Here is a 22,655-nt window from a genome sequence, read left to right on the forward strand (position 1 = left end):
TGACGGTTTTTTGTTACATTTCGGTTAACTCATGATGACCGGGGGATGAAGAGTTAATGCCGATGGGATGACAGGGAGAGGGGGAATGAACGCACGGATGCCCTCACCCTGGCTCTCTACCGGAGGGTGAGGGGAGGAAGGTAAGCGTTAAGGCTCTTGAGGCTCTTTCACCACGTTGACCATCCACGGGACGCCAAAGCGGTCGATGACTTTACCGAAGCCGTGCGCCCAGAACGTTTCCTGCCAGGCCATCTCTATCTGGCCGCCGTCGGCGAGGCCGTCAAACCAGCGTTTACCCTCGATCACGTCTTTTGGGTCGAGCACGATGGTAAATCCGGCGTAGCGCTCCATTTTGCTGGAGGGGCTGTCGCTGAGCATCAGGATGCTGTCCGCGATGCGCAGGCTGGCGTGTGCGATACCGTCAGCAGCCAGATGTTGGCCAGAAGGGCAGCCATCTTCGGCGTCCTGGGTATTCTGCGGCATTTCACCCCAGGTGATTTTGTGGATCAGCTCAGCGCCCAGCGCCTTCTGGTAGAAGGCGATGGCGGCAGCGCAGTTGCCGCTAAAAGCGATATAGGGACTTAAGGGCATAACCATTACCTCAGGTAACGAATATTCCATTAAGCGTAGAAGGGGATTGCAGAATTAAGCCAGGCGGCAGGCGACGGATGCCAGGCTCGGGTAAGGCGAGTGCGAATGAGGGAAGGCTGATCAGGGCGCGGAAAAATCTTTTCCCCCCGGCGATGGGCGCCGGGGGAATAAAATCAGTTCTTTTTAACAAATTCGGATTTTAGCTTCATCGGTCCAAAACCATCAATTTTACAGTCAATATTATGATCGCCTTCTACCAGGCGGATATTTTTAACTTTAGTACCAATTTTTAGCATCGAAGAGCTGCCTTTAACCTTCAGATCTTTTACCACGGTGACGCTATCGCCGTCGGCCAGTAAATTGCCGTTGGCGTCTTTGACAATCAGCGCGTCGTTATCGTCCGCAGGCTCGGCATTGTTCCATTCGTGGGCGCATTCCGGGCAAACAAACATGCCGTTGTCTTCATAAGTGTATTCAGAATGGCATTTTGGGCAGTGTGGCAGTTGCATGACGTTCCTCGCGATTACTGGGTAAAACAGGACGTTGGTCCTTTAAATGGCGGCTGATAGCCGAAAGTGATGCTGATTATAGCGCAATCCCGCACTTTTGTCGGGCCTTTTTTATGCGGCTTCGCAGCGGAGTAAGAGAATTTATATTGTGAGGATTGGCGGGATTAATTCCTTAAAAACCGCCAGTTATTTCCGGAAATATATCGCTAAGTTCCAATATTCATTGAACTTATTGGTTTGGGACGACTCTGTTTAAGGGTAGGTAAATTTTTGTGAAGTTGATCCCAAATTTAAACGCTGTTAGGGTAAAAAAGCGAGAACGCAAATTCACTACACTTATTAGCGGCACCGCTTATTTGATTATGGCCAGAGCAGGCGTCAACAGGTTCGGTTGTACGGACTGTCAGCAGACAGTGCAGGCAAACCTGCTACGCTTGAAATGTGGAGCACAGCAATTCGCCGCTCCCAACGCATGACGCGAATGACTTTGTCATTCGGCGGAGATTCGTGCGCTCAAGGCGAGAGCAAAAGAGGATAATTATGCTTAAAAGGAAAAAAGTAAAACCCATCACGCTTCGGGATGTGACCATCATTGATGACAGCAAACTGAAGAAAGCGATTACCGCAGCATCGCTGGGTAACGCGATGGAATGGTTCGATTTTGGGGTTTATGGTTTTGTTGCGTATGCCCTGGGTAAAGTCTTTTTCCCCGATGCTAACCCCAGCGTGCAGATGATCGCCGCCCTCGGTACCTTCTCGGTTCCCTTCTTAATTCGTCCATTAGGCGGCCTGTTCTTCGGGATGCTGGGCGATAAATACGGTCGACAAAAGATTCTGGCGATAACCATTGTCATCATGTCGATAAGTACATTCTGTATCGGTCTTATTCCGTCGTATGCCACGATTGGTATCTGGGCGCCAATACTGCTGCTGCTGTGTAAAATGGCGCAGGGCTTCTCGGTGGGCGGAGAATATACCGGCGCATCGATCTTTGTTGCGGAATACTCCCCTGACCGGAAACGCGGCTTTATGGGTAGCTGGCTGGACTTCGGTTCGATAGCCGGTTTTGTGATGGGCGCGGGCGTGGTGGTACTGATTTCCAGCGTGGTGGGTGAAGAGAACTTCCTCGACTGGGGCTGGCGTATTCCGTTCTTCCTGGCGCTGCCGTTAGGGATTATTGGTCTTTATCTGCGCCATGCGCTGGAAGAGACGCCAGCGTTCCAGCAGCACGTTGATAAAATGGAGCAGGGCGATCGTGAAGGCCTGCAGGAAGGACCGAAAGTCTCGTTTAAAGAGATTGCGACCAAACACTGGCGTAGCCTGCTGACCTGTATCGGTCTGGTGATTTCCACCAACGTGACCTACTACATGTTGCTGACCTATATGCCGAGCTACCTATCGCATAACCTGCACTATTCAGAAGACCACGGGGTGCTGATCATCATCGCCATCATGGTCGGGATGCTGTTCGTTCAGCCGGTTATCGGTATGCTCAGCGACCGTTTTGGCCGTCGCCCGTTTATTCTGATTGGTAGCGTGGCGCTGTTCGCGCTGTCGATTCCGGCCTTTATCATGATTAACAGTAACGTTCTCGGCCTGATTTTCGCCGGTCTGCTGGTGTTGGCGGTAGTGCTGAACTGCTTTATCGGGGTGATGGCCTCGTCGCTGCCGGCGATGTTCCCGACCCACATCCGCTTTAGCGCCCTGGCCAGTGCCTTTAACATCTCGGTGCTGATTGCCGGTCTGACGCCGACGCTGGCGGCGTGGCTGGTGGAAAGCACGCAGAACCTGATGATGCCGGCTTACTATCTGATGGTGGTGGCATTGATTGGTCTGATTACCGGCCTGTCGATGAAAGAGACCGCTAACCGTCCGCTGAAAGGGGCGACGCCAGCGGCTTCGGATATTCAGGAAGCGAAAGAAATTCTCGGCGAGCACTACGATAACATCGAACATAAAATCGAAGATATCGATCAGGAAATCGCCGACCTGCAGGAAAAACGTTCTCGTCTGGTGCAGCAGCATCCGCGCATCAACGACTAAATCGTTTTGCTGGTAACGCATGCCGCCGCGGGCTTCCCCCGGCGGCATTTTTTATGTCCTGACTGACTACAGACGTGATGTCGTTCGCGAAATGCGTATGCCCGGTAAGGTATTAGCCGCCACCGGGCGTTGCGGCGGCGAGGGCTTAGCTATGCGTCAGAAAGCGCGCCAGCCGCTGCTGCAGGATTTGATTTTCACGGCTCAGGCGCGCGTTCTCGTCCAGCAGCGTTAAGGCGACAGCGATACCCGGCCAGTCTAGCTCCAGCTCTTTGCGCAGGCGTACGGCGCGGTGCACTATGGTCACTGCGCTATCGTCAAACAGCCAGCTTTCCCGCTGCGGCTGGCGGGGCTCAATCATGCCAAGGCCGACAATCTCGTCAAGCTCCTCTTCGGAAAGGCCGGTGTGGAGACAAAACTCGGTAATCGTGAACGTCACTGTTATCTTAGCCATCAGGCTTTCCCCCATGTCTTACGCGGCTCGAAGCTGGATTGCGCATCCGCCAGTTGTTGCCAGAGCGCGCGACTCTTCTCATCTGGTTTTGGCGGCATGACGATTTTAATCACCGCATACAGGTCGCCGGTGGTGGTTTTGCTGGTCAGCCCTTTGCCCTTCACGCGCAGCCGCTGACCGGCCTGGCTGCCCGGCGGAATGGTCAACAGGATGTTCTCTTTCAGCGTCGGGATGGTAACTTTAGCGCCCAATGCGGCTTCCCATGGTGCCAGCGGCAGGACGATTTCAAGGTTATGGCCGACGACATCAAACAGCGGATGCGGTGCGATATGGATCACCAGCCACAGATCGCCGTTGGGGCCGCCATTTTCACCGGGAGTGCCCTGGCCTTTCAGACGGATGCGCTGGCCGTCGACGACGCCCGCGGGAATTTTCACGTTCAGGGTTTTCGGCGTTTCGCTTTCGACCATGCCGAAGACGTTATAAACCGGCAGCTTATAGCTGATAGTGCGCGTCTGCTCCGCCAGGGTCTCTTCAAGGAATACCGCGACTTCTATCTCCAGGTCATGACCGCGGACGCCGTGCTGGCGGCGGCTATGGTGCGCCTGCTGGCCAAACATAGTGGAGAAGATGTCGTCGAAGTCCTGCTGGCTATAGCTCTGCTCGTGAGAATGCTGCTGCCGGCCAAACTGCGGATCGTTGCGGTGCTGCCAGAGCTGGTCGTATTCGGCGCGGCGCTGGTCATCTTTAAGCACTTCCCAGGCTTCGGCGAGATCTTTGAATTTGGCTTCGGCATCGTTTTCTTTGCTGACATCGGGGTGATATTTACGTGCCAGACGGCGATAGGCGGTCTTAATGGTTTTCAGATCGTCCGTTGGCTGAACCCCTAAAATGGCATAATAATCCTTTAATTCCATGGCGTTATCTCATTTATGCGCAATATTACGGTTACAGATCCCTGGATCAGGTGTCTCTATTAAGCGTAGGGCAAATGAAGACGGATTGGGCGGAAAAGTGGCGCAAACTTGACGCCGTCGGGATTGACGGCGGCCAATTGTGAACGCCAGCTATTCGCTGGAGCGCCTGCGGTTTCTGCGTAGCCCTTCGAGTAGCACCAGCGCTGCGCCAATGGTTCCGCCCATCAGTGGGAGAGCGGCGGGTGCGTTGGGGAACAGATGAATGATGGTCACATCGGTCACCATCATTGAACCGGATATCCAGCCGATGAGCGCACCGCCCAGCATCACCACGGACGGGAAGCGGTTAAGGATTGCCAGCACCAGTTTGCTGCCGAGGACGATAATCGGAATGCTGATTAATACGCCCAGCGCGACCAGCAGCAGATGGCCTTTCCCGGCGGCGGCAACCGCCAGTACGTTATCCAGCGACATAATGACGTCGGCAACGGTAATGGTGACTGCGGTACGCCACAGGCTGCTGGAACTACTGACGTCGCTCTCTTCTTCCTGATTGGTCACCAGCTTGATGCCAATCCACAGTAGCATCAGCGCGCCGACCACTTTAAGCCACGGCAATGAGAGTAAATAGATCGCGATGGCTAAAAGCAGCACGCGTGCCGCTATTGCGCCGACGGTACCGATGATAATCGCTTTGGTACGCTGCTGAGGTGGTAGTTTACGGCAGGCCATCGCAATCACCACCGCGTTGTCGCCGCCCAATAACAGATCGATAGCAATAATTTGCAGCAGAATAACCGCCACGTCCCACTGACTGAAAAACTCATTCATACCCAACTCATCGAACCAAAAAAGAAAACCTACAGAAAAACGCAGGGGCGAAGCGTACTCTCGTTCGGGCACCCTGACCACCTTCCAGAGAGACCGCGCGCAGCGAGTTATTGAAAAATATCGTTACCAATCATTGCATGGTCCGGCAATGATTCGCAGGCAAAGGATGATATTTTGTTCGCAGAAATATATCTGCCGTTCACCTATCGCAAGGACTAACTACATGCCCGGCCATAAGAATTTACTCACATTTGCCTTTATTAGCGCTACCCTGTTTCCGCTTATGGCGACCGCTGCTGATGCGCCGACTTTTACGCCTGAACAAGAGGCCCGTATTGGCAAAATCGCCGCGGATTACTTAGTCGCGCACCCGGAAGTGCTGCTGCAGGCTAGCCAGAAGCTACAGCAAATTCAACAGCAGCAGCAGGCCAGCGCCGCGACCCAGGCGGTACTGAAGAATGCGGCTGCGCTGACCCAGGATAAAAATACGCCAACCTACGGTCCGAAAGAGGGCAAAGTTACGGTCATTGAATTCTTCGATTATCAGTGTGTTTACTGCAGTCGTCTGGCGCCGGTAATGGAACAGGTGATTAAAGAGAACCCGCAGACCCGCTTTGCATTTAAAGAGTGGCCGATTTTTGGCAGCCGCTGGGAAACCTCGCTTGAGGCGGCGAAAACCGGCCTGCAGATTTATCAGCAGAAGGGCGCAGAGGCTTATCTCACCTACCATAACGGGATCTATTCCACCGGGCATAACGAAGGCAAGCTGACGGCTGCCGACATCCAGCAGCAGGCGAAGAAAGTGAATTTCGATGCCGGGAAAGCGGCGGACGTTGAGCCGGCACTGGAAAGCACCAATCAGCTGGCGCAGGAAATTGGTCTGAGTGGGACGCCGGGAGTTATCGTGATGCCGACTACCGGCGCCACGGAAGCGACGATCACCGTGTTCCCGGGGCTAGCGGATAAAGCCTCGCTGGATGCGGCGATCAAGAAAGCGGGCGGCTGATAATCCACGCGTCCGCCGGATGGCGGGCGCGATTTAGCGATGACAGCAGCGTTGCAGCATCGACATAATAACCTGAAAGAGCTCATCTTTAGCCTGCTGCTCGGTGATGACGCCGTTCACGACCGCGGCCGATAATCCGTCGGCGGAGCCGAGCATGGCGAGAATGGCCGCCTCGCTGAGATTCTCGCTCTCACAAAGCGGAGAAAAATAGTCCCGGCATTTTCCGGTAAAGGTGGCGATGCACTCTTGTTTGATCTTCTCCAGCTCAGGCGTCCCGGCCAGCGCGGCCATGACGCTCGGCATCTCGCGCCCCTGAAGCAGCACGCACTCGATATAGGCGTTGGCGATCGCCGCGGCCAGTTTATCCGCGTCCGGTTCGGTATTGCGCAGAATTTCATCCATTCGCGCCGTCTGGCGCTGGTCGTATTCCGTATACAGCGTCGCGAAAAGTCCCGAACGGCTGTCAAAATGATCGTATACCACCGGTTTAGTGACCCCCGCCTGCGTCGCCAGGTAGCCCAGCGTCAGGGCATCGGTCCCTTCTTGGCGAATAATCTGCCAGGCAACATCAATCAGCTGTTTGTGCCGCTCTTCTCGCGTTAAACGCTGCCGTACGAGTGGTTCAGACATAGAAGCATTCTCCCGTTGACATGCTTATATACCAAAGGTAACTTACTATTGGTAGGTTACTGTTAGTATATAAGACTACGTCCAATATCGTTGTATAGCAACTGGAGTATCCGTCATGCATGCATTAATCGTGGTTTCTCATCCTCTTAATACTTCTCTGACTCACAGCGTTGCGACGGCGATTGCGCAGGGGGTTGCCGAATCCGGTTCGCATCACAGCGCTGAAATTGCCGATTTAACCCAGGAAGGCTTTAGCCCGGTTTTTGCCGAACCGGATATTGCCGCCTTTCTGCAAACCGGCGCTACGCCGTCCGATACGACCGCTGAACAGGCCAGAATCGATAACGCCGATGCGCTGGTGCTGGTGTTTCCCATTTACTGGTGGTCGATGCCGGGGCTGCTGAAAGGCTGGATTGACCGCGTGTTTTCAAACGGCTGGGCGTATGAGGAGACCGCCGACGGCAACGTCGTGAAGAAGCTGGGGCGCCTGCGGGTACATCTGGTGGCATTAGGCGCAGCGAGTCGACAAACGTATGACAAGCACGGGTTTACCGATGCTTTTAATGCGCAAATTGTCCACGGCATTTTTGATTACTGCGGGGCTACGGTAGCCAGTTCGCAGATGCTGCTGTTGCCGGACCTGAAAACGGCGGAGGCGCATCTGGAGGCGGGGCGCCAGCTGGGAAGAAAGATGTTTGCCTGAGGTTCGTTTCGCTCCCGAGCCGGGGGTTCCGCCGGGCGGCTTTATCCGAGCCCGGCCTGAAAAAAATATATTATCAATGGCTTATGTTCGCCATGTCGGGACAGAATGGGTGCTAATCCTGCGAGGGCACCTAATGCTGATATGCCGTGTATTCATCGAGTTATGTTGCCCTGAGCAGACTGGATCTGCCGACATTTTGGTGTTAGCGAGAGATGCCTTATTGTATAATCCTTCCATTCCCCCTCTGGAAAACAATGATAAATAATTTACAGCGTTTCGAAAGTCTCGGTGATAATTGTGAGTTTGCTTTCTTTCTAAGAGAGTCAGGTTATGATGAAGGCAGCTTATTTCGTTGGACTTTAATAAAAAACTATCATGCACTTCTAAAGTTAATCGAATCTGATTTTGCTGATTTGTATGTTATGAAAATCTGACGCCCTCCTGGCAGGATATGGTGCTTGATCAACGGCATGATATTTGTTTTCATACTGAAATGTATAGCGATAATAAAGATGATGGCTGGGTCTGGCGTTATACCCAAGAGGAAAATGATCTTATTTATACAAGGGAAATGGATAAGATTAATTACTTGATAAATAAATTTAAGAACAGCCTTGCTGATGAGAATAAAATTTTTGTCGTAAAAAACAATGGCAATAACCTTGATGATGTTGTACTGGCTTTAGCAAACGAGTTCAAGAAGCACGGCAACAGTAAAATACTCTATGTTAATAGCGATGCGGGAAATTCAAAGCCAGGTGAGATAACGAAATTAACGGATAATCTCTTTGTTGGGGCCATTGATAGATTCGCCGACTATAGTCGTGCAAATGAATACTCACGTGAAGGCTGGCAGGCAATAATTGATAATGCTGTAAAGGTTATGTGACTTTTTAGCAGCGTATTAATATACGCTGCATTTTTTAGCTGGTAGTGATAAAGCACGTTTTTGGGTAATGATTCAACAGTGAGTAATTATAAACGGCTTCATTTTTATAGTACGAGTTAGGGTAGAAGTTGACTTCTTTCCCGAGCAGAGAAGCTAAAATTGCTACATGCAGTCTGTCGGTATTAACGACTTTATACTCTTCAAGAAAGTTAATCATGCAGCGGGTAGAATTTCGTGCCAGAAATTCATTGTCCCAATAGTCGCCATTCCATGTGAGCGAAATATCATGATTGTTTTCTTTATAATCTCCTGTCAGCGATTCTGAATCTGTTCTGAAACAATTTGCCTGTTGTTTATAGGCAGGTTTAAGGGACAGATATTTGCTAAGATCGAGATAAAACGCCATGTCATCAGCAATGAATACGTTTTTGTTTGCCTCGTAGTTAAGAGATCTAATATAATCGAAAGTGGTATTTTCACGGCAAAATACCACTAACTTATCGATGTTGCTGGTGAATAAATCGCTGTACCCTCTGATTGTCGAAGGCATAATGATTGCTTTGTGAAATTTATGAATATTATTTTGGATAAAATCACGGCCTTCAGCATATAACCCTTCGATGAGGTTTCCTCCGCCGCCAAAAATTAAAATATCGGTATCGGGGCTGTAGTGCTCATCGGCCCTGTAAGGAACATAAGTAAGCGCATTTCGTTCGAAAAAATCGTACGTTGCCGATGCAATCACGCCATCACCCGCGTTACCGGGGTTTGCCTTATAGACAAATCGATGAGATGGATGATAGGATTTTAGAAATAAATCAAATTTTAACTCTGCACTGGTCATTTTTTATCCTGTTTAACAGAAGCTATTGATTGCTATCTTAATATTACTTCAACTCACTCATTATTATAGAAAAGTCTAGGTTACTAAGGAAAGATCACAATGAAAAAAGTTCTTATAATGACGCCGGACATAGAGGGGCCTGTCCGTAACGGCGGCATTGGTACTGCTTTCACTGCCCTTGCCACTACTTTGGCAAAAAAGGGGTATGATGTCGATGTATTGTATACATGTGGTGACTATTCGGAGTCATCTGCATCAACTTTTAGCGATTGGTCACGTATTTATAGCACCTTTGGTATTAATCTGCTGAGTACCGGGCTGGTTAAAGAAATTAATATCGACGCCCCCTATTTTAGAAGAAAAAGTTACTCAATTTTGCTCTGGCTGAAAGAAAATAATGTCTATGACACGATTATTTCTTGTGAATGGCAGGCAGATCTTTATTACGCTTTATTAAGTAAAAAGAATGGCACTGATTTTGAAAATACCAAATTCATTGTCAATACCCATAGCTCAACGTTATGGGCTGATGAAGGGAACTACCAGCTCCCATATGATCAGAATCACCTTGAACTCTATTATATGGAAAAAATGGTTGTTGAGATGGCTGATGAAGTCGTTAGTCCTTCTCAGTATTTAATTGACTGGATGTTGAGTAAACACTGGAATGTTCCTGAAGAACGCCGCGTTATTTTAAATTGCGAGCCATTTCAAGGGTTTGAAAAGAGAAGTGACGTTGTCGTTAAAACCAATGAAAAAACCGCCTCAGGCGTTGAGCTTGTATTTTTCGGCCGCCTTGAAACCCGTAAAGGGCTCGATATCTTCCTGCGCGCATTAAGAAAACTCTCTGACGAAGATAAAGAAACGATCTCTGGTGTAACTTTCCTCGGGAAAAACGTCACGCTGGGTAAAATTGATTCATTTACCTATATCATGAATCAGACCAAAAATCTGGGTCTGGCAGTCAATATCATCAGCGATTATGACCGTACCAATGCGAACGAATATATAAAAAGAAAAAATGTATTAGTCATCATCCCATCGCTCGTTGAAAACTCTCCGTATACCGTTTATGAATGCTTGATTAATAACGTTAACTTCCTCGCTTCAAACGTCGGAGGGATTCCAGAGCTTATTCCGCAGGAGCATCATGCCGAAGTTTTGTTTACCCCAACGCCGGTTGATTTATACGGTAAAATTCACTATCGCTTAAAAAATATAAACATCAAACCCGGACTGGTTGACTCACAAGAAAATATCCAGGCAGCGTGGTTTGCCGCGATTGAAAGAAAAGATAACTGTGTCTTCAAGAAAATTGATGAATCCAATCGCCCGTTAGTGAGCGTATGTATTACTCATTTCGATCGTCACCATCTGCTCCAGCAGGCGCTGGCCTCAATAAAAACGCAAACGTACCAAAATATTGAAGTTATTTTAGTTGATGATGGAAGCACAAAAGAAGAATCTCATCGTTATTTGAATCTAATCGAGAACGACTTTAACGCCCGAGGTTGGAAAATCATCCGCAGTTCTAATAACTACCTCGGTGCAGCACGAAATTTGGCTGCGCGACATGCTTCCGGTGAATATCTGATGTTTATGGATGATGATAATGTCGCTAAACCTTTTGAGGTTGAGACATTTGTCACGGCAGCTTTAAACTCCGGTGCCGATGTGTTAACCACTCCAAGCGATCTCATTTTTGGTGAGGAGTTCCCTTCGCCATTCCGTAAAATGACGCACTGCTGGCTTCCGTTAGGACCTGATTTAAATATTGCCAGCTTTAGTAACTGCTTTGGCGATGCTAATGCCCTGATCAGGAAAGAAGCTTTCGACCACATCGGTGGCTTTACTGAAGATTACGGTTTAGGTCATGAAGATTGGGAGTTTTTTGCAAAAATATCTTTAAATGGTTATAAACTGCAAATCGTTCCTGAGCCGCTATTTTGGTACAGAGTAGCAAACTCCGGAATGTTGTTAAGCGGAAATAAGAGCAAAAACAACTATCGCAGTTTCCGTCCATTTATGGATGAGAATGTGAAATATAACTATGCGATGGGGTTGATTCCTGCTTACCTCGAAAAAATTCATGAGCTGGAGAATGAAGTGAGCCGACTGCGCAGCATCAATGGCGGCCACTCAGTCAGTAATGAACTACAGCTTTTAAATAATAAGATTGATGGTCTGATTTCTCAGCAAAGGGACGGCTGGGCCCACGATCGCTTTAATGCTCTTTATGAAGCGATTCATGTTCAGGGGGCAAACAGAGGCAGAAGTCTGGTTCGTCGGGTAGGCAGGAAAGTTAAATCCCTGTTGAAATAGCAGCGTCCGCGGAGCTCGAAAGAGCTCCGCAAAAAATAGTTTTAATGAAGTTTAATTGTCCGACGTACTCAACTCCCCCCGAATACCAACGTCTGCTTATTCCGCGATTAGGCTGCTTTTAGGCGGGTTCTCTGAATAGTGGTGCCCGGACTCGGACTAACGCCGCAGGCGTTGAACAGCGCGCTTGTCGCGCTGGCCCCGAAGGGGTGAGCCGCTGTGCGGCGAATAATCGAACGTAGTTCGATGGAGAGTCCGGTCGTAGAAAAGCAAAAACCCAGCCATAGGCTGGGTTCTCTGAATAAGTGGTGCCCGGACTCGGACTAACGCCGCAGGCGTTGAACAGCGCGCTTGTCGCGCTGGCCCCGAAGGGGTGAGCCGCCGAGCGGCGAATAATCGAACGTAGTTCGATGGAGAGGCCGGTCGCAGAAAAGTAAAAACCCAGCCATAGGCTGGGTTCTTTAAATAGTGGTGCCCGAACTCGGACTAACGCCGCAGGCGTTGAACAGCGCGCTTGTCGCGCTGGCCCCGAAGGGGTGAGCCGCTGTGCGGCGAATAATCGAACGTAGTTCGATGGAGAGTCCGGTCGTAGAAAAGCAAAAACCCAGCCATAGGCTGGGTTCTCTGAATAAGTGGTGCCCGGACTCGGACTAACGCCGCAGGCGTTGAACAGCGCGCTTGTCGCGCTGGCCCCGAAGGGGTGAGCCGCCGAGCGGCGAATAATCGAACGCAGTTCGATGGAGAGGCCGGTCGCAGAAAAGTAAAAACCCAGCCATAGGCTGGGTTCTTTAAATAGTGGTGCCCGGACTCGGAATCGAACCAAGGACACGGGGATTTTCAATCCCCTGCTCTACCGACTGAGCTATCCGGGCAACGGGGCGCATTAAACCGTAATCCGTACGCCCCGTCAATCAAATTTCTCGTTTTATCTATCGGTTGCTTAACTTTGCGGCAATTCTGCGCCCAAAGGCGCTTTTTTGCTGAAAATTACATCATACCGTTGTCGCCTTCGCGGATTTTCCAGCCGCTGGTCACCGAGATAGCGCGGCGCAATCCGGAGATCGTGTAGTCGCCAACGATATCTTCATCATCACGCGGCGAGCTGAGCGTGATTTCCGCGTCGACGCCGTGGCGATAGGCGCCGTGGTGGCTAAAGATGGTGCCGATAAAACATTTATCGTTCAGCCAAACCGGGATATACGCCACGGTTTCATAGATATAGTTCGATGGTACGCCGCTGTAGTAGTTTTCCGCGTCATCGGACGACGTGCCCGGAGGAATAGGGCAAATCGGCGCGTCATTGTCGCTCTGCGGCTTATCCTTGAGCAGGCTGCTCTGCATCACTTCCAGTGACTTCAGCAGGTCTGATTTTTCCCGCTCATTCAGCGCGGGCGTCAGGGGCTGGTCTTTTTCCGGCGAGCGAATGTCGTTAAGGGTGTAGCGGTAGCGGATCGTCACTGCCGGCGTACTGCCTGAGGGACCAAACGGGCGCAAGAGATAGAGATTATCTTCGCCAAACTGGCCGTTGTACCAGAGCGCATAAACCTGGCCATTAATGCGTACCCAATGGCTCCACTGGTTGGCGCCGCGGCCGTTGAGAGAGTAGAGCGCGCCGGGAACGCCTGCGTCAAAATCATCGCCGTTGCCGCTATCATCGCTGTTGACCGCAGCAAAAGCATCGTCGCTGCGTTTTAATATTCCGGTATAGCTAAAGAGTCCGGTACCGCCGACGTAGCTGTCGATGATTAAATCACGCTTACCGTCTCCGTCGAGGTCGACCAGGGTAAAGCTGACTTTGCCGTTTTCGGAGTCGGCGCTGATATCGGACTGGAGAAACGTCTGCCACTCATCATCGCTGATATCGGCGGAAGGTTTCGTCGTCGAGACCAGAGAGTCGTCCGCGTAGGTTAGCGTAAAATGGCTGACGTTGCCGCTGAGAGGAAACTGCTCGGCGATCTTATTCAGATCCAGTTCAGGATTGACCTTCTGCTCTTTTAACACCGCGTTGTATAACGCTTTCAGCGCGTTGTTATCGGCATCTTTCTGCTGCTTTGGGATAACCTGGCTCACAAAGGTGGGCAGCATCCACGCGCCGCCGGGAGCGATTTCCCGGCAGTCACCGGTGGTGTACTTTAGGCTCTGGACAAACGTTTTGCCGTCCCAGACGCGCTCTTCGCCGCTGATGCAGTCGGCGATACCGCGGCCTTTATTGAAAAAGGTGAGTACGCCATCGGCATAGCTGGAGGCGTCAGTAGTGACCAACTGAGGCGGGGTCATGAACCCTTTGTCCACAACCCACATTGCATAGCCGTCGTTATAGGCCGCGCGCCAGCACAGGGCCTGAATCAGCGTGTGGTTTTTGTCCAGCGGGATTGCGGTGAGCTGGCGCTCAGACGCCGGGATATCCGCGTTTTGCCAGTCGTCACAATGACTGTTCAGGAGCGGGACAAGCTGGGGAAGGAGTTTCTGCCGCTGCTTTGCCGGCAGCGGCGCGGTAGCGGCATCGTGAACCACCGGCGCGGCGATGATTTCCGGCGCGGGCGCTGCCGATAAAATATTGTCATCACCGGCGTCGCCCTGGCGTAACAGCGCATCGGCAGTGCCCAGGCGCCGCTGGAACTCATCCATCTTCAAAAATACGGCGCTGCTGCCTGCGTCGGAAAGCGTCTTACGCTCGCCGTTAAGCGCCAGCTCAATTTTTCCGTTGTGCTCAAGGGCCTGAATCAGGGCCGCCGTCTGGGTATCATCGAAGCGAAAGTGGCTCTCGTCGGCGACGTCAAGTGGACCGTGATCCCGATCGTCAATAAACAGGTTTACCACGGCGTCGGGAGGAATATCGCGTTCGGTTTGCGCGAAGGTCGCGACAGCGATGACGTGCTGCGCCGCGCCCGCATTGCGGGTCAGCAGAACGCTGACTTCGCCCATGGTGGCGCCATAGCCGGCGGCCCTACAGGTACCGGTGTTGTCGCAGGCGAGCTCCCAGTCTTTATGCGCGAAAGAAAAGCCTTGCGGAGAGGCTGCCAGGAGCGGCGTCGAACACAGCCCCATGGTGGCAAGCCAAAGAAGAGAGCGCATATCAAACCCTGTCAGCATATCGATGAAGGGGAATTATATGCGCGATGAATCAGTTAAGATATCGGAATCAGGTCAGGGCGCCGCCCATACGGCACTGGGCAAAACGTAAAATGTCTTCAGCCAGGCGACGCGCGGTATCGACGTCCGTCTGACTGCGTTTGATCAGCAGCCGGCTCAGGCAGCCTTCGATGATCAGCTCCATCTGCTTCGCGACCATTGCCGGATCGTCAACTTCCAGCTGGCTAAGCAGTTCGTGGGTATAGGCCAGTGAAGCCTGCTTTTGCTGTTCGGCCAGCTGATGGATTGGATGCTGAGGGTCCGGATAAAAAGTACAGGCGGCAATAAACAGGCAGCCGGGATAACGATGGTTGCTTACGCAGGTGGTCAGCGCGGCGTAGCGGGCCAGCAGCTTCTGCTCTGCGCTTAGCGACTCGTCCAGTAAAAGCTGGCGGCGCCAGGCATCGACCTGATGGCTGAGATAGCGAAGCGCGTCGTACAGCAGCGCTTCCTGGTCAGGCCAGAAACGTTTGAGGTCATTGAGCGGGTAAGCCACGCGCTCGGCGACCATTTCCAGCGTGGTGTTAGCGATACCCTCGATTTCGAGGATTTGGATGGCTTCACCCAGGACATCTTCACGTTGCACGGTCTTTTCCTCCATTTTTCCTCCTACAGTGTCGCTCACGGTTGTCGATCGCGCAAATGGGCGCTGAATGCCGCGGCATCCATAAATCCGGTGACTCGCTGCGCGGGCAGCTCCTCGCCCTGTTCATTGAAGAACAGAATGGTGGGCAAGCCGAGCACCTGGAGATGCTTCAGCAGCGCCGCGTCCCGCGCGCTATTTTTGGTGACATCAACCTGCAGCAGAACGGTCTCTTTCAGGGCCTGTTGAACCTCAGGTGAGGTGAAGGTGTATTTCTCGAACTCCTTGCAGGCCACGCACCAGTCGGCGTACAGGTCGAGCATCACCGGTTTACCTTTCGCCTGCGCCAGCGCCTGATTGAGCTCATCGACGCTATGGATACGGGTAAACTGGAGATGGGCCTGCCGTTGGGCGAGCGGCGCATCGAAAGCCCAGTCCTGCAGCGGACGGGCGCTGACCAACGCAGCGCCGAACATTGCTATTTGCACGATACGCAGCCAGGGGCGCGTGCCGCCCAGCGAGGTAATAAACGCCCAGCTAAAAAAGGCGACGCCCAGCAGCGACCACAGCCGCAGGCCCCACGGTTCGCCCACGATACGCTCCAGTAAAAAGACCGGCAGCGCGAGGATCACAAAGCCAAAGGCGGTTTTGACGTGGGACATCCATGGGCCGCTTTTCGGCAGCAGACGGTTACCGAATAAGGTCACCAGGATCAGCGGCAGCCCCATACCGAGCGCATAGAGATACAGGGTACCGCCGCCCAGCCACAGATTACCGCTCTGGGCGATATAGAGCAGAATGGCGCTCAGCGGCGCGGTGGTGCAGGGCGAGCAGATTAATCCGGCGATCGCCCCCATGGCGAATACGCCGCCGGGTGAACCGCCCTGACGTTTGTTGCTCATCAGCGTCAGACGCGTTTGCAGCGACGAAGGCAGCTGGAGCGTAAACAGACCAAACATCGACAGCGCCAGCAGGATAAACACCACCGACAGGCCGATCAGCACATAAGGGTGCTGCAGCGCCGCCTGGAACTGCAAGCCCGCAGCGGCAACAACCAACCCCAGCGCGGTGTAGGTTAAGGCCATACCCTGAACGTAGATAAAGGCCAGCAGCAGCGCGCGGGCGGTGGAGAGACGTTGCTGGCCGCCCAGCACGATACCGGAAATGAGTGGATACATCGGCAGAACGCAGGGGGTAAACGCGATGCCGATACCAATTAATAGCGCCCACAGCGCGCTAAAAGGGAGATCTGAGCCTTTGTTATCCTGGACTAAGGGAGGAAGAGCAGATGGCGACTCTACCGGCAGCGCCGGGCGCGTTTCCAGCGGCAGAGGCGGGTTGAGCTTTGGTTGTTCGGCCGTAGCGCCGCTGTCGGAGCGCGCCAGCGCATTGCCGAGCGGCACGATTTTGGTTTCCGGCGGATAGCAGAAACCGGCATCCGCGCATCCCTGATAAGTCACGGTAAGAGTCGCGCCGGCGGCGGCGTGAGTCAGCGTGACCGGCACGGTCAGGCGCTGGCGGTAAATTTCGCTTTTACCGTAAAACTCGTCCTCATGCCACTCGCCTGCAGGCAGCGAGGGGGCGGTAAACGCCGCATCGGCGGACGTCAGCTTTATCTGTTTACGGTAAAGATAGTAACCATCTTTGATTTGCCAGGTCAGATTAAGATCGTGTTGATTCTGCTGAAAATCGAAGGCAAAAGCCTGGTCAGCAGGAACAAAGTTCGAACGGCCAGGGGCGTCGAACAGGCCGGCAATGGCCGAAGTGCTGCAAAGCAGCAGGATCAGCGTAATGATGCGTTGAGCCATGAGAGGTAATCGTTGTCTCCGTGAATAACGGGCAGAACCAGAAGTTCAGGGGTTTGATACGGGTGATGAGACTTCAGGCAGTCCAGTAGCGCCTGCTGATGGGCAAGGTCGGTTTTCAGCAGCATTTGTACTTCATACTCCTGCTCCAGTTTTCCTTCCCAATAGTAGAGCGATGTCGCTCCCGGGAGGAGAGTGGCGCAGGCGGCGAGTTTTTCCGCCAGCGCTTTGGCCGCCAGGTCCTGGGCGGTCGCTTCATCCGGCGCGGTACAGAGTACAACAACAGCATCAGGCGTAGTCATCGTGAACCTCGTATCAGCGAAAAGAGGCACTATAGCACGCAAGGTGGGGAGGATTAACGAAACGGGCCAGGCTCTGGCCCGAATTTGAAGAGATTTACAGCATGATACCGCCGAAAATAAACCCGAGGATCACGCATAGCGTAATGGCGATGACGCCGGGGATCAGGAAGGCATGGTTAAAGACATATTTGCCGATGCGGGTTGAGCCGGTGTCATCCATTTCGACCGCCGCCAGCAGCGTTGGGTAGGTCGGCAGAACGAAAAGGGCGGAGACGGCGGCAAACGAAGCGATGGCGGTCAGCGGGCTCACGCCCAGCATCAGCGCTGCGGGCATCAGCGCCTTAGTGGTCGCGGCCTGGGAATATAGCAGGGTCGCAGCGAAGAACAACACCACCGCCAGCAGCCACGGGTAGTTGTGCAGCAGGTCGCCCGCCACGGTCTGGATATCGCTGATATGGGCTTTGACGAACGTATCCCCCAGCCAGGCGACGCCGAGAACGCAGACGCAGGCGCTCATGCCGGATTTAAAGGTACTGGCGTTGAGAACTTCACCGGTGTCGATTTTACAGGTAATGCTTATCAGCGTTGCGATAGTCAGCATAAATACGACGATCGCTTCGTTACGCGGCAGGACCGGGTTCTGGATCAGGCCTACGGTATCGCTAATGGCGGTGGCGTAGAACATCACCGCGATGATACCAATCAGAAACAGTAATACCGAGCGTCTGGCGTGCGGCTTCAGTTCAAATACCTGGCTGCCGCGCAGTTTGACTTCCCCTTTTGCCAGTCGCTCCTGATAAATCGGATCGTCTTTCAGCTCGCAACCGAGGAAGTTACAGACGATGGCGGTAAGCATGACGGCAATCAGGGTTACCGGAATACAGATCGCCAGCAGGGTCAGGTAGCTGACGCCCAGCGGCTCAAGAATGCCGGCAAAAAAGACCACCGCTGCCGAAATCGGCGAGGCGGTAATCGCAATCTGCGAAGCGACCACCGCGATGGAGAGAGGACGCGAGGGGCGGATGCCCTGTTCTTTTGCCACTTCGGTGATCACCGGTAGGGTCGAGAATGCGGTATGCCCGGTTCCGGCAAGTACGGTCATAAACCAGGTGACCAGCGGAGCGAGAAAGGTGATGTATTTAGGGTGACGCCGGAGCATACGTTCGGCGAGGCTGACCAGATAGTCCATCCCTCCGGCGACCTGCATGGCGGCGATAGCGGCGATAACCGCCATAATGATTTCAATAACGTCGAAGGGGATCGCGCCGGGTTTAATTTGAAAAACGAGAGTCAGGACGAGGACACCCAGGCCACCGGCGAAACCGATGCCGATGCCCCCCAGTCTGGCTCCCAGATAAATAGCCAGCAGGACAATAACGAGTTCTGCACCAAACATATTTTCCTTCCTTGTTTTATTAACAAGTTGATATTGGGTTGTTGTGATTTAGTAAATCAATAAGAACAAAAAAGGCATGTCATCGCTGACATGCCTGTGGTAAGTCTACTCTGAAGATCTATTGTTCGCTTTCATCGGTATAACGCTTCGCTTTATAGGCCGGGTGCATCAGGTTCTGCGCAGAGAAGATGTCATCCAGCTCCGCTGCGGTCAGTAGCCCGCGTTCAAGCACCACGTCCCTGACGCTCTTGCCCGTTTCGGCGCAAATCTTGCCGACGATATCGCCATTGTGGTGGCCGATATACGGGTTGAGGTAGGTGACAATACCAATCGAGTTATAGACGTAGCTTTCACATACCGCTTTGTTGGCGGTGATGCCGCTGACGCATTTTTCCAGCAGGTTGTAGCAGGCGTTGGTCAGAATATGGATAGATTCAAACATCGCCTGGCCAATCACCGGTTCCATCACGTTCAGCTGCAGTTGGCCAGCCTCGGAAGCCATGGTGACGGTGGTGTCGTTGCCGATCACTTTGAAGCATACCTGGTTGACGACTTCCGGGACTACCGGGTTTACCTTAGCTGGCATGATGGAGGATCCCGCCTGTAGTTCAGGCAGATTGATTTCGTTCAGGCCAGCGCGCGGGCCGGAAGAGAGCAGGCGCAGGTCGTTACAGATTTTGGACAGTTTTACCGCCAGACGCTTCAGGGAACTGTGGACCATTACGTAGGCGCCGCAGTCGGAGGTCGCTTCGATCAGATCTTCCGCGGGTACGACCGGCAGGTTGCTGACTTCCGCCAGTTTTTGTACCGCTAACTGCTGATAACCATCCGGGGTGTTCAAGCGGGTGCCGATAGCGGTCGCGCCAAGGTTCACTTCCAGCAGCAGCTCCGCAGTGCGCAGAATGCATTTGGTCTCTTCGTTAAGCAGAACATTAAACGCGTGGAACTCCTGGCCGAGGGTCATCGGCACCGCATCCTGTAGCTGAGTCCGGCCCATTTTCAGAATGTCCTGGAACTCAACCGCCTTCTGCTGGAAGCCTTCGCCCAGCTGGTTAATCGCATCGATCAACTTGAGGATGGACGCGTAGACCGCGATGCGGAAACCGGTCGGGTACGCATCGTTGGTGGACTGGCATTTGTTAACGTGGTCGTTAGGGTTGAGGTACTGATATTCGCCTTTCTGGTGGCCCATCAGCTCAAGGCCGATGTTGGCCAGTACTTCGTTGGTGTTCATGTTAACGGAAGTGCCCGCGCCACCCTGGAACACATCGACCGGGAACTGGTCCATGCATTTGCCATTATTCAGGACCTCATCGCAGGCGGCGATAATGGCATTGGCAACGCTTTTTGGGATAGTTTGCAGCTCTTTGTTAGCCTGCGCAGCGGCCTTCTTCACCATTACCATTCCGCGGACAAATTCAGGGATATCGCTGATTTTGTTGTTGCTGATGTAGAAGTTTTCAATCGCTCTCAGAGTATGGACGCCGTAGTAAGCGTCGGCTGGAACTTCCCTGGTGCCCAACAGATCTTCTTCGATACGAATGTTGTTTAACATGTGAACCTTCTCTTTCAAGCTGCCTATGAATTCACCAAATACGCAGAATTTATCGGATCTAGCGCATTTTCTGGCCGCAGATTATTTCCTTAATCGGCCCGGTGCCCACGATCATATGCTGATGATAGCGAATATCAGCCGCCCTGATCACTTATTATGTAGTGAATCTTATAAGAATTATTAATCTGTGAAATGAGTCACCGGTTTTCTAATCTTGAAAAAAATAAGCTTTTTTTACGATTGAAAAGTGACGTTTTGGCCCAACATCTTTCTGATGCGAATAGCACATCAATGACTACGGGCGCCGATGCGGGCGTCTGTTTATGAAGGAGACGCCGGTGCGTTGGATTCCATTAATTGCCGTTTTTTTATACGTTTACATTGAAATCTCGATCTTTATCCAGGTCGCCCATGTGCTTGGCGTCTTGCTGACGCTGATTCTGGTGATCTTCAGCTCGGTGGTGGGGATATCGCTGGTAAAAAACCAGGGCTTTAAAAACCTTGTGCTGATGCAGCAGAAGATGGCGGCGGGGGAGAGCCCGGCCGCTGAGATGATCAAAAGCGTGTCGCTGATTATCGCCGGTCTGCTGTTACTGCTGCCGGGGTTCTTTACCGATTTCCTGGGACTGCTGCTGCTGCTACCTCCGGTACAGAAGCATCTGACCTTAAAACTGATGCCGCATCTGCGTTTTAGCCGGATGCCGGGCGGCGGGTTTAGTGCCGGAACGGGCGGCGGCGATACCTTTGAAGGCGAATACCAGCGTAAAGACGACGAACGCGACCGTCTCGATCATAAAGACGATCGCCGCGACTAACCTGCATTGTCCAGGCCGGTTACTCCGGCCCGGAACCCCTCTACGCCAGCCTGCGCTTCGGTAAAAACAACCACAGTACCGCCAGCATGATAAACGCGTAAAGGCTCTTCCAGCCCACCATCGCCAGCAGCAGCAGGCACAGCAGGCTGCCAAACGCCGCTAACAGGCGATAACGTCCCTCAAGCAAACGGCAGCCCGCCAGCATGCACAGCAGATAGATCATAATAAAAATGCCGTTGGCGTATACGATCAGCGCATCAAGATTGATATTGAGTGCATAAATGCCTAACGCGCTAATGACGCAGCAGCCGAGCACCGCATTCAGCGCGTTGCGCGGAATCTGTCGCGGCGACAGCCGGGCCAGATAGCTCTCGGGCTTGTACTGCGCCTGCGACCAGACCAGGCGAGCAAAACTCTGAATATAGATATTGAGGCTGGCGAAGCAGGCGAGATAGCCGATAACGCAGGCAATCCACAGCGCCTGCACGCCAAACAGGCGCACCACGATATTGGGCAGCGACGCGGCGGCGGCCATCTCTTCGCTAAAGGCGTGAAAATGCAGAACCAGTACCGTACAGGCCCAATAGACTGAACCCGCCAGTAATAAGCCGATCATCAGCGCGCGGGGGAAATCGCGTTCCGGCTGCTTAAATTCAGAGGCCAGGTGCGCGAAGGCCTCAAGACCGACAAAACACCAGAACATCACCGAAAGGGCAGAAAAAAGCTGCGAACTGTCGATATCAGAAGGCGCCGGGAAGGGGATCTGCGCTGGGTTTATCCCCCCGCGCCACCAAATGGCGACAATCAGGGCGACAATCAGCACGGCAACCAGCGTTTGTAGATTGGCGCTGGAGCTGGCCCCGCGGGAACCGACCCACCAGATAATCGCCAACGTTCCCAGCTCGGCCAGCAGCAGCTGGCTATCGTGCCAGCCAAAGAGCGCCTGACCAAAGCCGGTGGCGATATGCAGGGCGGCGGGTAACCCGACCGGGATCACCGATAAAAAGAGCCAGCCGGTGACGCGCGCCAGGCGCGGGCCAAAAGCCATATGCACAAAATGCGCTACGCCGCCTGCACTGGGAAAGTGGCGGCCCAGCGTGGCGAAGACGATAGCGATGGGAAACACCAGTAAAATCAGCGCCGGCCAGGCCCAGAGGCTGTTATCGCCGGCGACTAATGCCGCCAGTGCCGGAACGGCGAAAACGCCGGTTCCCAGTAATGATGTGGAAAGTAGCCCCACTCCTTGAGCAAGCCCCAACTCCTGTTTTAAACCACTCATGATTCAACCTTGCGCCCGGCAAAAAAGGGATGGTATCACAATCGCTTTTGCTTAT

General features: G+C 52.8%; 20 protein-coding genes and 1 tRNA gene. 6 read left to right on the forward strand and 15 right to left on the reverse strand.

Annotation, left to right across the window (positions count from 1 at the left end):
* Positions 1-147 precede the first annotated feature (147 nt).
* Positions 148-591, reverse strand: a complete 444-nt coding sequence (yjdN, locus tag IYV58_RS02005; RefSeq protein WP_195729385.1) for a VOC family metalloprotein YjdN — start codon at positions 589-591, stop codon at positions 148-150.
* A gap of 173 nt (positions 592-764) precedes the next feature.
* A complete protein-coding gene (locus tag IYV58_RS02010) occupies positions 765-1,100 on the reverse strand; it encodes a zinc ribbon domain-containing protein YjdM (protein WP_004127949.1) in 336 nt (111 codons plus the stop codon).
* 540 nt (positions 1,101-1,640) lie between these two features.
* Between IYV58_RS02010 and proP the strand changes: the two genes are divergently transcribed.
* On the forward strand, positions 1,641-3,143 hold the full coding sequence (gene proP, locus IYV58_RS02015) for a glycine betaine/L-proline transporter ProP (RefSeq protein ID WP_004127952.1): 1,503 nt from the start codon (positions 1,641-1,643) through the stop codon (positions 3,141-3,143).
* 145 nt (positions 3,144-3,288) lie between these two features.
* On the opposite strand, the gene cbpM is transcribed toward proP, so the two are convergent.
* The 3 genes from cbpM to IYV58_RS02030 form a co-directional block, all read right to left on the reverse strand.
* Complete coding sequence (gene cbpM / locus IYV58_RS02020; protein WP_004127958.1) at positions 3,289-3,594, reverse strand: chaperone modulator CbpM; 306 nt, start codon at positions 3,592-3,594, stop codon at positions 3,289-3,291.
* Positions 3,594-4,511 (reverse strand): curved DNA-binding protein, encoded by a 918-nt coding sequence (cbpA, locus tag IYV58_RS02025; protein WP_195729386.1) that lies wholly within the window; start codon positions 4,509-4,511, stop codon positions 3,594-3,596. The genes cbpM and cbpA overlap by 1 nt, the downstream gene beginning before the upstream one ends.
* A gap of 150 nt (positions 4,512-4,661) precedes the next feature.
* The gene (locus IYV58_RS02030) at positions 4,662-5,342 is read right to left on the reverse strand and encodes a TerC family protein (protein WP_142471650.1); all 681 of its coding nucleotides are present in this window, start codon (positions 5,340-5,342) and stop codon (positions 4,662-4,664) included.
* A 223-nt stretch (positions 5,343-5,565) separates the two neighbouring features.
* On the opposite strand from IYV58_RS02030, the gene IYV58_RS02035 reads away from it, so the two are divergent.
* Positions 5,566-6,348 (forward strand): DsbA family protein, encoded by a 783-nt coding sequence (locus IYV58_RS02035; RefSeq protein ID WP_049114401.1) that lies wholly within the window; start codon positions 5,566-5,568, stop codon positions 6,346-6,348.
* Positions 6,349-6,381: 33 nt separating this feature from the next.
* On the opposite strand, the gene IYV58_RS02040 is transcribed toward IYV58_RS02035, so the two are convergent.
* Positions 6,382-6,978: a TetR/AcrR family transcriptional regulator gene (locus IYV58_RS02040; protein ID WP_049114399.1), complete on the reverse strand. Its 597-nt coding sequence runs from the start codon at positions 6,976-6,978 to the stop codon at positions 6,382-6,384.
* Between the two features lie 115 nt (positions 6,979-7,093).
* Between IYV58_RS02040 and IYV58_RS02045 the strand changes: the two genes are divergently transcribed.
* On the forward strand, positions 7,094-7,681 hold the full coding sequence (locus tag IYV58_RS02045) for an NAD(P)H-dependent oxidoreductase (protein WP_004127972.1): 588 nt from the start codon (positions 7,094-7,096) through the stop codon (positions 7,679-7,681).
* Positions 7,682-8,132: 451 nt separating this feature from the next.
* Positions 8,133-8,570: a hypothetical protein gene (locus tag IYV58_RS02050; RefSeq protein WP_227676880.1), complete on the forward strand. Its 438-nt coding sequence runs from the start codon at positions 8,133-8,135 to the stop codon at positions 8,568-8,570.
* A 34-nt stretch (positions 8,571-8,604) separates the two neighbouring features.
* Here IYV58_RS02050 and IYV58_RS02055 read toward each other — a convergent pair whose 3' ends face one another.
* The gene (locus tag IYV58_RS02055) at positions 8,605-9,414 is read right to left on the reverse strand and encodes a polysaccharide pyruvyl transferase family protein (protein ID WP_004127977.1); all 810 of its coding nucleotides are present in this window, start codon (positions 9,412-9,414) and stop codon (positions 8,605-8,607) included.
* A gap of 99 nt (positions 9,415-9,513) precedes the next feature.
* Between IYV58_RS02055 and IYV58_RS02060 the strand changes: the two genes are divergently transcribed.
* Positions 9,514-11,736: a glycosyltransferase gene (locus IYV58_RS02060; RefSeq protein WP_004127980.1), complete on the forward strand. Its 2,223-nt coding sequence runs from the start codon at positions 9,514-9,516 to the stop codon at positions 11,734-11,736.
* A 793-nt stretch (positions 11,737-12,529) separates the two neighbouring features.
* On the opposite strand, the gene IYV58_RS02065 is transcribed toward IYV58_RS02060, so the two are convergent.
* From IYV58_RS02065 to aspA, 7 genes are all read right to left on the reverse strand, one after another.
* Positions 12,530-12,605: transfer RNA gene (locus tag IYV58_RS02065), tRNA-Phe, on the reverse strand.
* A 115-nt stretch (positions 12,606-12,720) separates the two neighbouring features.
* On the reverse strand, positions 12,721-14,808 hold the full coding sequence (locus IYV58_RS02070) for a DUF1176 domain-containing protein (RefSeq protein WP_195729387.1): 2,088 nt from the start codon (positions 14,806-14,808) through the stop codon (positions 12,721-12,723).
* A 67-nt stretch (positions 14,809-14,875) separates the two neighbouring features.
* A complete protein-coding gene (locus IYV58_RS02075; protein WP_004871181.1) occupies positions 14,876-15,451 on the reverse strand; it encodes a transcriptional regulator in 576 nt (191 codons plus the stop codon).
* A 35-nt stretch (positions 15,452-15,486) separates the two neighbouring features.
* The gene (locus IYV58_RS02080; RefSeq protein WP_195729388.1) at positions 15,487-17,256 is read right to left on the reverse strand and encodes a protein-disulfide reductase DsbD; all 1,770 of its coding nucleotides are present in this window, start codon (positions 17,254-17,256) and stop codon (positions 15,487-15,489) included.
* Positions 17,232-17,555, reverse strand: coding sequence for a divalent cation tolerance protein CutA (gene cutA / locus IYV58_RS02085; RefSeq protein ID WP_004109254.1), 324 nt, complete (start codon positions 17,553-17,555; stop codon positions 17,232-17,234). The genes IYV58_RS02080 and cutA overlap by 25 nt, the downstream gene beginning before the upstream one ends.
* A gap of 94 nt (positions 17,556-17,649) precedes the next feature.
* Positions 17,650-18,951 carry an anaerobic C4-dicarboxylate transporter gene (locus IYV58_RS02090; RefSeq protein ID WP_004871172.1) on the reverse strand — a complete coding sequence of 434 codons (1,302 nt, stop codon included), beginning with the start codon at positions 18,949-18,951 and terminating at the stop codon, positions 17,650-17,652.
* Between the two features lie 118 nt (positions 18,952-19,069).
* Positions 19,070-20,506, reverse strand: a complete 1,437-nt coding sequence (gene aspA, locus IYV58_RS02095; protein WP_004097898.1) for an aspartate ammonia-lyase — start codon at positions 20,504-20,506, stop codon at positions 19,070-19,072.
* A 338-nt stretch (positions 20,507-20,844) separates the two neighbouring features.
* Here aspA and IYV58_RS02100 point away from each other — a divergent pair, with 338 nt between their 5' ends.
* Entirely contained in the window at positions 20,845-21,321 is a 477-nt protein-coding gene (locus IYV58_RS02100; protein ID WP_004127994.1) for an FxsA family protein, read from the forward strand.
* A 40-nt stretch (positions 21,322-21,361) separates the two neighbouring features.
* Here the strand turns inward: IYV58_RS02100 and yjeH are convergent, their stop codons facing one another.
* Positions 21,362-22,600 (reverse strand): L-methionine/branched-chain amino acid transporter, encoded by a 1,239-nt coding sequence (yjeH, locus tag IYV58_RS02105; protein ID WP_049112919.1) that lies wholly within the window; start codon positions 22,598-22,600, stop codon positions 21,362-21,364.
* Positions 22,601-22,655: the final 55 nt, after the last annotated feature.

It is taken from the genome of Klebsiella sp. BDA134-6 (assembly GCF_015601345.1).
GTDB classification, from domain to species: domain Bacteria; phylum Pseudomonadota; class Gammaproteobacteria; order Enterobacterales; family Enterobacteriaceae; genus Klebsiella; species Klebsiella grimontii.

Bases quoted from the DNA above. Each gene is read 5' to 3' on its own strand.
- IYV58_RS02080 (WP_195729388.1), bottom strand. From the start codon at position 17,256: ATGGCTCAACGCATCATTACGCTGATCCTGCTGCTTTGCAGCACTTCG.
- IYV58_RS02040 (WP_049114399.1), bottom strand. From the start codon at position 6,978: ATGTCTGAACCACTCGTACGGCAGCGTTTAACGCGAGAAGAGCGGCAC.
- IYV58_RS02060 (WP_004127980.1), top strand. From the start codon at position 9,514: ATGAAAAAAGTTCTTATAATGACGCCGGACATAGAGGGGCCTGTCCGT.
- IYV58_RS02055 (WP_004127977.1), bottom strand. From the start codon at position 9,414: ATGACCAGTGCAGAGTTAAAATTTGATTTATTTCTAAAATCCTATCAT.
- IYV58_RS02070 (WP_195729387.1), bottom strand. From the start codon at position 14,808: ATGCGCTCTCTTCTTTGGCTTGCCACCATGGGGCTGTGTTCGACGCCG.
- cutA (WP_004109254.1), bottom strand. From the start codon at position 17,555: ATGACTACGCCTGATGCTGTTGTTGTACTCTGTACCGCGCCGGATGAA.
- IYV58_RS02010 (WP_004127949.1), bottom strand. From the start codon at position 1,100: ATGCAACTGCCACACTGCCCAAAATGCCATTCTGAATACACTTATGAA.
- yjeH (WP_049112919.1), bottom strand. From the start codon at position 22,600: ATGAGTGGTTTAAAACAGGAGTTGGGGCTTGCTCAAGGAGTGGGGCTA.
- cbpA (WP_195729386.1), bottom strand. From the start codon at position 4,511: ATGGAATTAAAGGATTATTATGCCATTTTAGGGGTTCAGCCAACGGAC.
- IYV58_RS02045 (WP_004127972.1), top strand. From the start codon at position 7,094: ATGCATGCATTAATCGTGGTTTCTCATCCTCTTAATACTTCTCTGACT.
- yjdN (WP_195729385.1), bottom strand. From the start codon at position 591: ATGCCCTTAAGTCCCTATATCGCTTTTAGCGGCAACTGCGCTGCCGCC.
- aspA (WP_004097898.1), bottom strand. From the start codon at position 20,506: ATGTTAAACAACATTCGTATCGAAGAAGATCTGTTGGGCACCAGGGAA.
- IYV58_RS02090 (WP_004871172.1), bottom strand. From the start codon at position 18,951: ATGTTTGGTGCAGAACTCGTTATTGTCCTGCTGGCTATTTATCTGGGA.
- IYV58_RS02030 (WP_142471650.1), bottom strand. From the start codon at position 5,342: ATGAATGAGTTTTTCAGTCAGTGGGACGTGGCGGTTATTCTGCTGCAA.
- IYV58_RS02035 (WP_049114401.1), top strand. From the start codon at position 5,566: ATGCCCGGCCATAAGAATTTACTCACATTTGCCTTTATTAGCGCTACC.
- proP (WP_004127952.1), top strand. From the start codon at position 1,641: ATGCTTAAAAGGAAAAAAGTAAAACCCATCACGCTTCGGGATGTGACC.
- cbpM (WP_004127958.1), bottom strand. From the start codon at position 3,594: ATGGCTAAGATAACAGTGACGTTCACGATTACCGAGTTTTGTCTCCAC.
- IYV58_RS02050 (WP_227676880.1), top strand. From the start codon at position 8,133: ATGGTGCTTGATCAACGGCATGATATTTGTTTTCATACTGAAATGTAT.